Raw genomic sequence first — 9,673 nt, 5'->3', positions numbered from 1 at the left:
CGACAAGCAGATCGAAAACGTGCTGGCGTCGCAGAAGGACATGGATGCCGTCACCGATAAGCTTCCCGAGAACGCGCCACCGGACCAGAAGGTGGTGACGCAGCTCGATGGCGTCGCCAAGAAATACGGTTTCGCCAGCTATGACGATTTCAACATCGTCGTCGACAACATCAGCCTGGTCATGGGCGGCATCGATCCGAAGACGAAAAAGTACGTCGGTCCCGAAGCCGTCATCAAACAGCAGATCGATCAGGTCCAGGCCGATAACAAGATGAAGCCCGACGACAAGAAGCAGGTCCTCAACGATCTGAACGCGGCGCTGAAGGCGAAGCCGCCGGAGGTCGAGAACAAGGGCAACATCGATCTCGTCGTCAAATATTACGACAAGCTCGCAGCTGCCTTCGGCGAGGATGACAACTGAGCCCCGGACGTCACGTGATCTCAGAGCCCCGGCCGTCGGTCGGGGCTTTTTATTGACCGCGAGAGGGGTGAGGCTCGGGAGTGAATCAGCGCGCGAACGCCATTTCCATCCCTTTGCGGGTCGCGACGATATCGCTGTCCATGTTGTCCACGTCGACGTCGCCCCACCGCACGACTGCACCATGAGCAACGTCGTCTTTGAGCTTCACGCGATGCGCCAATCCGATCGGCAGCGCCCCAAGCTGGAGGCTTGTACGCGCCGGAATCACCTTACCCCAGACCGTGTAGCCGCCCTCACCATCGAGCATCTCGCCGGCGCGCAGGTCCTTCTTGGCGACGGCGACGACGTCGCCGCGGAAACCGAGCGGCTGTCCGGTCGGCTCGCGCCGCAGCGCCGCCGACAGCACCGAGACGTTCAGCTCCAACCCGATCAGGTGATAGGGCTTGTACATCGCCGCATAGCGGCCGCTGGAGTCCGTCTTCAGGCCGTATTGGCGGAAGCAGTCCGCTGCGTAGTCGTTCGGCGCCTCCAGCACGACATAGACGCCCCAGCGCAGATCGCGAAACACCGGCCGTCCGTCGCGTTCCAGCGATGACACCACTTCGACCATGCCCGATCGTTCCAGCACGCCGCCGCGGTCGCGCGGGCGCAGGACATGGGGCAGATCATCGACACCGCAGGGTGGAAACAGCAGTCCGTCCGTGGGCACGTCGAGCCCGGTCGCGTTGGCGATCGCGGCCATCTCGATGGCCGACTTGGTGCCGTCGAGGAAGGAATTGAACATCTGCGGATTCATGCCGGCAGACTGTGCTTCGCCCGCCGTCAGCCCGTAATGCTGCCAGACGCCGTCCGGCGTCACGTCGTGATAGGCCGGCAGATATTTCGTGCCCTTGCCGGCCGCGACCACGTGGAAGCCGGTCGCGCGTGCCCAGTCGACGAGCTCGGCTGTCAGCGCCGGCTGGTCGCCATAGGCCAGCGAATAGACCACGCCCGCCTTGCGCGCCTCTTCCGCAAGAAGCGGCCCGGCCAGCACGTCGGCCTCGACATTGACCATCACGATGTGCTTGCCAGCCTTGATCGCGGCGCGCGCATGGCGGATGCCGGCAGCAGGATTGCCGGTCGCTTCGACAACGACATCAACGCCGCCACCCGTCGCCTTCGAACCATCGGGGCTGAAATTCGTGCGCGCGATCAGCTCGGCGCTCCAGCCGACCGTCCGGCACGCGTCGCGGGCGCGCTCGGGATCGAGGTCGATGATGACGGGGACCTCGAGGCCCGCGACATGCGGTACCTGCGCCAGAAACATCGAGCCGAATTTGCCGGCGCCGATCAGTGCCACGCGGACGGGCTTGCCGGAGGCATTGCGCGCTTGGAGGAGGGCGTGGAGGTTCATTGGAGAATTCCAGCGTTTCTTGGAGGCGCGGTAGGGCGGCTATCAGTTTCCCCGTCATGGCCGGGTCAAGCCCGGGCATGACGACATTTTTCGTGGCGAGTGCTGTGCTCTACTCCGCCGCTTCGCGATGCGCCCGCGCCAGTTGTAGCAGCGCATCGTCCGGCAGCGTCACAATCGGCGTGAAGTCGCGATGCGCGATGTAGTCGGGCCGCGTGGGCGTGCGGATATGGTTCGAGACGGCATTGAGCGTGAGGTACACGATCTTGCGCGGGTAGGGCGTGATGTTGCCGGCCGAGCCGTGCACCAAATTGCCGTGGAACATCAGCATGCCGCCCGGCTTTCCGGTTGGCGCGACGATGCCGCCTTCCGCGACCAGCCGCGTCACCGTCGCCTCGTCCAAGGTCCACAATGGATAGGACGTCGTCGCGAGATCGTGCGACGCCTCGAGGTCGCCGGCATGCTGGCTGCGCGGCACCAGCATCAAGGGGCCGTTGATCGGCATGACCTCGTCGAGGAAGATCGCGATGTTCATCGCGCGCGGTTCCGGCATGCCGTCGTCGCGCTTCCAGGTGCCGTAGTCCTGGTGCCATTGCCAGACATCGCCGGTGAAGGCCGATTTGGCGTTGATCTTGAACTGATGCATGTAGACCTTCTCGCCGAAGATCTGCTCGATCGGCTCGATCATGCGCGGATGCGCCGCAAGCACGCGGAAGGCGTCGTTGTAGAGATGGGCGGCAAACGCCGTGCGCGGCGCGCCGCTCCTTTCGCGCCAGACCTCGGGCCTGTTGGCGGCGTAGATCGCCTCCGCCTCGTGGGCGAGGAACGCGGTCTCCTCCGGGCTGAACAGCTCGGGCAGGAACAGCCAGCCCTCGCGGTTGAAGAATGCAATCTGCTCCGGCGTCAGCTTCATGGCCTTCTCCCTCGCCTTGGTTTCCTCGGATGAGGCGCCCGCTCTTTGCGCCGGGCTGCCCCTGCGCCGTGCTCCCATCCTTTCGGCCTGCCGATGGGCATCACGGTGCTTCCGCTGTCGACATTGGCAGAATCCGGGTGGATCGCAACATTCTCCAAGCCTAATTTGACTGGCAGATGATACGGGGCAGATCGACGATGGAGCCCACCATGTCTGACCACTTCTACGCACTTTTCGAGACCGCGATCGGCACTTGCGCGATCGCCTGGGGACCGCGCGGAATCAACGCGGTGCAACTGCCGATGGGCGGCGTCGCGCAGACCCGGACCCGGATGCAGCAGCGCCACCCGGGCATCGCCGAGGATGAGCCGCCGGCGCATGTGCAGCGCGTCATCACCCGCGTCAAGGCGCTACTGGCCGGAGAGCCGGATGATCTCACCGACGTGGCTCTCGATCTCGACGGCGTCAGCGCATTCCAGCGCGGCGTCTACGACATCGCGCGCCGGATCCCGCCGGGCCGGACCCTGACCTATGGCGACATCGCCAAACAGCTCGGCGGCGTCGAGTTGTCGCGCGAGGTCGGTCAGGCGCTGGGCCGCAACCCGTGTCCCATCGTGGTGCCATGCCATCGCGTGCTCGCGGCCGGCAACAAGCCGGGCGGCTTCTCCGCCAATGGTGGCGTCGACACCAAGCTGAGGATGCTGGCGATCGAGGGCGCCGCGGTGAACCATACGCCCAGCCTGTTCGATTGACGGCAGAACGCTACTGGAAGGCGGGTTTGATCTCCGGCGCGGTTCGCTCTATGCGGTGGCGCGGTCTCGACCCCGCCAACCCATCTCCGAGCTGAGCGCGCCGATGAAAATTCCGACCCTTCCCTTCACCGTGACCGACTGGTCGGCCGTTCCCGTGACCGAGCATCCGGGAGAGCAGGGCACGGCCTATTGGCGGACGCTGATGATCGGCGACATCCGGGTGCGGCAGGTCGAGTACACGCCGGGCTATCTTGCCGATCATTGGTGCGATCGCGGCCACATCCTGCTGGTGCTGGAAGGCGAGCTCGAGAGCGAGCTCAAGGACGGCCGCAGGTTCACTCTGTCGGCGGGCATGAGCTATCAGGTCTCCGACTTCGGCGACGCTGCCCATCGGTCCTTTACGCCGAAAGGCGCCAAGCTGTTCATCGTCGACTGAGATCTGCGAGCGTTACACGGTCTCGCAGGCGAAGCCGTTGCCCTTGCGCCTGATACGCCCGACCGAGGGCGAGGGAAAATGGGCCGTGCAGCACAGCGTCGCCGTGTCGCAATAGCGATCGAGAAAGGTGCGCCGCGTCGCTGCGGCCTGCGCCGGATCGACGTCGAATTTCGGTGACAGCTCGGGAAGCCCAAGCTGCAGCGGCGAGTGCATCAGGTCGCCGGAGAACACCGCGTCGTCCTTGCCCTTGCCGACGGCGACCGCGACATGGCCGGGCGTGTGCCCCGGCGTCGGCAGCAGACGGACGTGATCGCCGATCGCGAATCCATCCTTCACGATGTCGGCGCGCTTGGCCTCGACCACCGGCAGCACGCTGTCGGCGAATGGAGGCACCTCGGTCTTGGCGTTCTGCGCCACCCAGTAATCATATTCGCGCTGCGCGAATACGTAGCGCGCATTCGGAAAGGTCGGCACCCAGCGGCCGTTGTCGAGCCGCGTGTTCCAGCCGACATGATCGGTGTGCAGATGCGTGCACATCACGACGTCGATGTCATCGACCGACACGCCCGCAGTCGCAAGCGCCCGGATGTAGGTGTCGTCGGTCTTCATGTTCCAGACCGGCCGCGCGCGCGGCTTGTCGTTGCCGATGCAGCTGTCGATCAGGATGGTGTGGTGAGGCGTCCTCACCACGTAGGACTGAAAGCACAGGATCAGCGTGTCCTGCGCATCGAGGGCACCGGCCGCCTGCAGCGCGCTGCGTTCCGCTGCCAGCATCTCCGGCGTCAGCTCCGGAAACATCTCGCGCGCCGGCAGGAACGTGGTTTCCTGCTCGATGATGCGATGAATGGTCACGTCTGCAACCGAGAATGTCAGCGTCACGTCAACTCCTGTTCGGTGATCAAGCCGCCGGCGGCACCGAGACCTTCACCGATTCCCGCTCCAGCATCTTGTTGTGGAACGCGTCGAGCGTCGGAAACGCCTTGCGCCAGCCGCAATCCGCAAACCGGAAATCAGCATAGCCGAGCACGCAGATGAGTCCGATCGAGACGATGTCGAACGGGCGCGTCATCAAGTCGGGCTGCGCATTGAAGCGCGCCATGCCCATCCAGGCTCTGTTCCAGTGGTCGTCGGACCACGCCTGCCAGCGCAGGCCCTCCGGGCGCACCATCGCCTCGTAGCGGCACAACAGCATCGAATCGAGCATGCCCTGCAGCATCGAATGCTCGCTCTTCACCTTCCAGCGCGAGGGACCCGATGCCGGAATGAGCTTGTTGCCGCCGGCGAGCTCGTCGAGATACTCGACGATCACATAGGAATCCAGGATCACGTCGCCGTTGTCGAGGATCAGCACCGGCAGCTTCTTCAGCGGCGTGATCTTCGAATACTCCTCATTGGCCTGGCCCGGCGTCACCGCTGCGGCCATGAATTCGATCTTGTCGATCAGCCCGAGCTCGATGGCGGCGATGCGCACCTTGCGGGCGAACGGCGAGGCGGGCGAGAAGGTGAGTTTCATCGACGTATTCCTGTTGGCTCGCGACAGATGGTTCTCCGTCATTGCGAGGAGCGAAGCGACGAAGCAATCCAGAGTCGCGCGTGGCATCCTGGATTGCTTCGCTTCGCTCGCAATGACGGTGGATGGTGTTACGCCTCGATGATTTCCTGGCGCTGCTCGCCGAGGCGCTCGATGCCGAGCGTGACGACGTCGCCGACGTTGAGGAAGGTCGGCGGCTTCATGCCCATGCCGACACCCGGAGGCGTGCCCGTGGTGACGATGTCGCCGGGCAGCAGCGTCATGAACTGCGAGACGTAGGAGATGCACTTCGCCATCGAGAAGATCATCGTCGCGGTGGTGCCGGTCTGGCGGCGCTGGCCGTTGACGTCGAGCCACATCGACAGGTTCTGCACGTCTGGAATCTCGTCCTTGGTGACGAGCCACGGGCCGACCGGGCCGAACGTGTCGTGCGACTTGCCCTTGGTCCACTGGCCAAGCCGCTCGATCTGGAAGTTGCGCTCGGAGACGTCGTTGCAGATCGTGTAGCCGGCGATGTGGTTCAGCGCCTCCGCCTCGGACACGTATTTGGCGCGGGTGCCGATGATGGCGGCGATCTCGACCTCCCAGTCGAGCTTGGTCGAGCCGCGCGGCTTCTCGACCTGATCATAGGGGCCGCACAGCGCGGTGTTGGCCTTGAGGAAGAAGATCGGCTCGGCCGGAATCGGGTTGCCGGTCTCCTTGGCATGGTCGGAGTAATTGAGACCGATCGCCACGAATTTCGAGATGCCGGTGACGGGGGCGCCGAGCCGCGGCTTGCCGGCGACGGCGGGCAGGGAGGCCGGATTGAGCGCGGCGAGCTTCTTCAGGGACTCCGGCGCATAGGCGGCGCCGTCGAGGTCCTCCACATGCGCTGACAGGTCGCGCAACTGGCCGGATGCGTCGATCAGGCCCGGCCTTTCCGCGCCCTTCTCGCCGTAGCGAACAAGCTTCATTGGTTTCTCTCCCTCAATTCGCTGGTATTCCAGAGCCCTGTCATGGAGCATGGCGGGAGGAAATTCAACCTCGCGGGCTATGCGTCGCCGCTGCCCTGTAATGCCTCGAAGCGGAAGGTGGCGCCGTCCCGCCGGATATGGCCGGCATGGAAATGGCCGCCGATCACCAGCGTCTCAGTGTCGGCAAAACGCGAGAACAGCGCCCGCCGGGTCGCGATCGCCTGCGCCGGATCGGAATCGACCGTCGAGCTCCAATCGAGATGCGCCATCTGGCAGGGATGATGGGCGACGTCCCCGGTGAGCAGGGCCTGCGCGCCATCCGAGCGGATGTGCAGGCTGACATGACCAGGGCTGTGGCCCGGCGTCGGGATCAGCGTGATCTCGTCGGTGATCACAGCCTCGCTTCCGACCAGCTCCGCACGTCCGGCCGCAACGATCGGCTGCACGGAATCGGCGAAGGTCGCGGTCTCGTCGGCGGCCTCGCTGTGATCGCGCCAATGCTCATATTCGCTGCGGCCGAAGACGTAGCGCGCATTGGCAAAGGTCGGGACCCAGCGGCCGTCGACCAGCCGCGTATTCCATCCGACATGGTCGACATGGAGGTGGGTGCAGATCACCATGTCGATGCTCTCAGGCGGGAGGCCAGCAGCGCTCATCGTCTCCAGGAACGGTGTCGCGCGGTTGTTCCACATTGGCACGCTGCGGCCCTGCTTGTCGTTGCCGAGCCCGGTGTCGACCACGATCCGCATCGTCGGTGTTTCCAGCACCAGGGTGTGGATCGACATCTTCAGCCGGCCTTCATCGGTCGCAAAATCGGGCGCGAGCCAGGACAGCTCGCGGATCGCCTCGGGCGTTGCCTGCGGCAGGATGAAGCGGGTGCCGCCGACAGTCTCCAGCTCGACGAATTTGGTGATCCTGACCCGGCCGATCGTCCAAGACATGCGCGCTTCCTCGTCGTATTCTTGATGCCGGTCACGATGCCGCGTGGCTTATTCCGGCGCAATGGATCAACTGCCCGGAACAAGCGTTGCTGCATTCCGTCCATGAGGAGAACGCCATGCCAGAGCTGACGATATCGCCCGAGAAGGTCGCCTTCCTGATCGAAAAGGCGCGCGAGTTCGACGTCAAGGAGCAGGCGACCGATGAGGAATCCGGCTCGAATGCCGTCGATGACGACATGGTCGACGTGCTCCAGGATAGCGGCGATGATCCTGTGGTGCGCGAGATCACCGGTTTCATCAACGCGATGACCGAGGACGAGCAGACCGATCTCGTCGCCTTGATGCGGCTCGGCCGCGGCGACGGCGATATCGACGAGTGGGACGATCTGCGCCGCGAGGCCGCCGGCCAGCGCGACCGCCACACCGCGCGCTATCTGCTGGGCGAGCCGATGCTGGGCGATCTGCTTGCGGAAGGTCTCGACGCCTTCGGCATCGACTGGACGGAAGGCCGCACCACGGCGGATTCGTCGAGCCCGAGCCAGCGCGACGAGGACGAGACCACGAAGCGGTAGGTCGTTCGGAAAGGTAGAGTCGCTGTATTCATAGCGCGGATGGCAAACAGAACTCACAGCTTTATTAGTTGGATTCGAATTCCTGTTGCGCCGGCACTGCGCTCCCTCGCCCCGCTTGCGCGGGAGAGGGTTGGGTGAGGAGGACTCTCCACAGACATCCGCGTTCGCGGGAGAGCCCCCCTCACCCGGATTGCATCTTGCCATGCAATCCGACCTCTCCCCGCAAGCGGGGCGAGGTGAAAGCCCGGGATTGGCGTAGCAGGTTTCCGCGCCAGACCGCCCAAGGAAGTCTGTCTTACAGCGTGCCTGGGAAGGCGCCGCCGTCGAGCAGGATGTTCTGGCCGGTGATGTAGCCGGCCTTGGCGCCGCACAGGAAGGCGCAGGCGAGTCCGAATTCCTCGGGATCGCCGAAGCGACCTGCAGGGTTCGTCTTGGCGCGGTCGGCGAGGATCTGCTCCGGCGTGACACCGCGCTTCTCGGCTTCGCCCTTTGCCGTCGAGAGCAGGCGGTCGGTCTCGAACGGCCCCGGCAGCAGCGCGTTGATGGTGACGTTGTTGATCACGGTCTTGCGCGACAGGCCGGCGACGAAGCCGGTGAGGCCGGCGCGGGCGCCGTTGGAGAGGCCGAGGATGTCGATCGGCGCCTTCACCGCGGCCGAGGTGATGTTGACGATGCGGCCGAATTTGCGCGCCATCATGCCGTCGACGGTCGCCTTGATCAGCTCGATCGGCGTCAGCATGTTGGCGTCGAGCGCCTTGATCCAGTCGTCGCGGGTCCAGTTGCGAAAATCGCCGGGCGGCGGGCCGCCGGCATTGTTGATCAGGATGTCCGGATCCGGGCAGGCCTTCAGCACGGCGGCGCGGCCCTCAGGCGTGGTGATGTCGCCCGCCACTTCCGTCACGGTGACGCCAGGATTGGCAGCGCGGATCTCGGCCGCGGTCTTTGCCAGCACCTCGGCGCCGCGCGCCGTGATCGTGACATGCACGCCCTCATTGGCGAGCGCGATGGCGCAGGCGCGACCCAAACCCTTGCTGGAGGCGCAGACGATGGCGCGGCGGCCCTTGATCCCGAGATCCACGATTGATCACTCCGATATGTCAGTGAGGCTGGAAGGACGATGCGCGCATTCTAGCCAACCGCATTGCCGCTGATAAGAGCAGCCGGCCTGTGCCGAATTGCATGGCTCGCCAGGGAGGGGAGAGGCGGCGTCGCCAGGTCGATCAGATGCGCCGTTCCTGCTTCAGCCGATCGATCAGGCTTGCGACCTCCGGAGGCAGCGAGCGGAAGCCGTTTGCGCCTGCGAGCGAGAGCACCGGACGCAGGCGTGAGCCCTCGAGGAAGCGCGGCTGACGCTCGGGTGGAACGATCCTGTCGAACACCAGCACCAGCGTGGTCGCGACCATGCCGGTGCGCACTGCGCCCAGCAGAGCGCCGCCAAGCCGGTCGCCGAAGCCGGCTTCGGAACCGATCGCCTCGTCGAGCAGGATGCGGCCGATCTTGCCCAGCGCCATGCCGATGACGACGAAGGCGGCGAAGAACTGCAGCCAGTTCTGTGCCAGCGGAGTGCCGTGCATGTCGCGCAGTTGCGGGCTCATCGCCGCGACAGCGCCCATCGCCAGCGGCATGGCGAGCAGGTAGGCCAGAATCGTGATGGCGCTGCGCAACAGCCCGGTCGAGAAGCCGCTGTAGACGGCAACCATCAGTGCTGCACAAGCGGCGAGGTCGAAAGCGTTCATGGGTGCTCCGCCGCGGTTGTAGGCCGGT

General features: G+C 64.9%; 12 protein-coding genes (1 of these 12 cut by a window edge). 4 read left to right on the top strand and 8 right to left on the bottom strand.

The features are described 5' to 3' along the window. A protein-coding gene (locus tag QX135_RS10665) for a hypothetical protein (protein ID WP_315736253.1) crosses the window boundary here: on the top strand, positions 1–421 show its 3' portion. It extends 173 nt beyond the left edge of the window; 421 of the gene's 594 nt are visible here — the last part of the coding sequence; the start codon falls outside the window, past its left edge; the stop codon is at positions 419–421. Positions 422–506: 85 nt separating this feature from the next. Here the strand turns inward: QX135_RS10665 and QX135_RS10660 are convergent, their stop codons facing one another. Beyond that, positions 507–1,814: an NAD(P)H-dependent oxidoreductase gene (locus QX135_RS10660; RefSeq protein ID WP_316179613.1), complete on the bottom strand. Its 1,308-nt coding sequence runs from the start codon at positions 1,812–1,814 to the stop codon at positions 507–509. 109 nt (positions 1,815–1,923) lie between these two features. After that, positions 1,924–2,724, bottom strand: coding sequence for a phytanoyl-CoA dioxygenase family protein (locus QX135_RS10655; RefSeq protein ID WP_315736255.1), 801 nt, complete (start codon positions 2,722–2,724; stop codon positions 1,924–1,926). A 209-nt stretch (positions 2,725–2,933) separates the two neighbouring features. On the opposite strand from QX135_RS10655, the gene QX135_RS10650 reads away from it, so the two are divergent. Further along, the gene (locus QX135_RS10650; protein ID WP_315755982.1) at positions 2,934–3,476 is read left to right on the top strand and encodes a methylated-DNA--[protein]-cysteine S-methyltransferase; all 543 of its coding nucleotides are present in this window, start codon (positions 2,934–2,936) and stop codon (positions 3,474–3,476) included. Positions 3,477–3,579: 103 nt separating this feature from the next. After that, on the top strand, positions 3,580–3,912 hold the full coding sequence (locus QX135_RS10645) for a DHCW motif cupin fold protein (RefSeq protein WP_315736257.1): 333 nt from the start codon (positions 3,580–3,582) through the stop codon (positions 3,910–3,912). A gap of 12 nt (positions 3,913–3,924) precedes the next feature. On the opposite strand, the gene QX135_RS10640 is transcribed toward QX135_RS10645, so the two are convergent. The 4 genes from QX135_RS10640 to QX135_RS10625 form a co-directional block, all read right to left on the bottom strand. Beyond that, positions 3,925–4,791: an MBL fold metallo-hydrolase gene (locus QX135_RS10640; protein ID WP_316179615.1), complete on the bottom strand. Its 867-nt coding sequence runs from the start codon at positions 4,789–4,791 to the stop codon at positions 3,925–3,927. Positions 4,792–4,810: 19 nt separating this feature from the next. Further along, positions 4,811–5,425, bottom strand: a complete 615-nt coding sequence (locus QX135_RS10635; RefSeq protein ID WP_315778313.1) for a glutathione S-transferase family protein — start codon at positions 5,423–5,425, stop codon at positions 4,811–4,813. Positions 5,426–5,553: 128 nt separating this feature from the next. Beyond that, entirely contained in the window at positions 5,554–6,396 is an 843-nt protein-coding gene (locus QX135_RS10630; protein WP_316179617.1) for a fumarylacetoacetate hydrolase family protein, read from the bottom strand. Positions 6,397–6,473: 77 nt separating this feature from the next. After that, complete coding sequence (locus QX135_RS10625) at positions 6,474–7,337, bottom strand: MBL fold metallo-hydrolase (protein ID WP_316179619.1); 864 nt, start codon at positions 7,335–7,337, stop codon at positions 6,474–6,476. 116 nt (positions 7,338–7,453) lie between these two features. Between QX135_RS10625 and QX135_RS10620 the strand changes: the two genes are divergently transcribed. Next, positions 7,454–7,909, top strand: coding sequence for a DUF3775 domain-containing protein (locus tag QX135_RS10620; RefSeq protein ID WP_315736261.1), 456 nt, complete (start codon positions 7,454–7,456; stop codon positions 7,907–7,909). Between the two features lie 295 nt (positions 7,910–8,204). On the opposite strand, the gene QX135_RS10615 is transcribed toward QX135_RS10620, so the two are convergent. Both QX135_RS10615 and QX135_RS10610 read right to left on the bottom strand, forming a co-directional pair. Beyond that, positions 8,205–8,987: an SDR family oxidoreductase gene (locus tag QX135_RS10615; RefSeq protein WP_315753786.1), complete on the bottom strand. Its 783-nt coding sequence runs from the start codon at positions 8,985–8,987 to the stop codon at positions 8,205–8,207. Between the two features lie 142 nt (positions 8,988–9,129). Continuing rightward, positions 9,130–9,645 carry a CvpA family protein gene (locus QX135_RS10610; RefSeq protein ID WP_316179621.1) on the bottom strand — a complete coding sequence of 172 codons (516 nt, stop codon included), beginning with the start codon at positions 9,643–9,645 and terminating at the stop codon, positions 9,130–9,132. Positions 9,646–9,673: the final 28 nt, after the last annotated feature.

Source organism: Bradyrhizobium sp. SZCCHNR1098 (assembly GCF_032489375.1).
Classification (GTDB): Bacteria; Pseudomonadota; Alphaproteobacteria; order Rhizobiales; family Xanthobacteraceae; genus Bradyrhizobium.
The sequence above is the reverse complement of the archived record's forward strand: the minus strand, read 5'-3'. Positions and strand labels throughout refer to the sequence as shown.

Coding starts and splice junctions, on each gene's coding strand:
- QX135_RS10660 (WP_316179613.1), bottom strand. CDS start 1,814: ATGAACCTCCACGCCCTCCTCCAAGCGCGCAATGCCTCCGGCAAGCCC.
- QX135_RS10655 (WP_315736255.1), bottom strand. CDS start 2,724: ATGAAGCTGACGCCGGAGCAGATTGCATTCTTCAACCGCGAGGGCTGG.
- QX135_RS10650 (WP_315755982.1), top strand. CDS start 2,934: ATGTCTGACCACTTCTACGCACTTTTCGAGACCGCGATCGGCACTTGC.
- QX135_RS10645 (WP_315736257.1), top strand. CDS start 3,580: ATGAAAATTCCGACCCTTCCCTTCACCGTGACCGACTGGTCGGCCGTT.
- QX135_RS10635 (WP_315778313.1), bottom strand. CDS start 5,425: ATGAAACTCACCTTCTCGCCCGCCTCGCCGTTCGCCCGCAAGGTGCGC.
- QX135_RS10630 (WP_316179617.1), bottom strand. CDS start 6,396: ATGAAGCTTGTTCGCTACGGCGAGAAGGGCGCGGAAAGGCCGGGCCTG.
- QX135_RS10625 (WP_316179619.1), bottom strand. CDS start 7,337: ATGTCTTGGACGATCGGCCGGGTCAGGATCACCAAATTCGTCGAGCTG.
- QX135_RS10620 (WP_315736261.1), top strand. CDS start 7,454: ATGCCAGAGCTGACGATATCGCCCGAGAAGGTCGCCTTCCTGATCGAA.
- QX135_RS10610 (WP_316179621.1), bottom strand. CDS start 9,645: ATGAACGCTTTCGACCTCGCCGCTTGTGCAGCACTGATGGTTGCCGTC.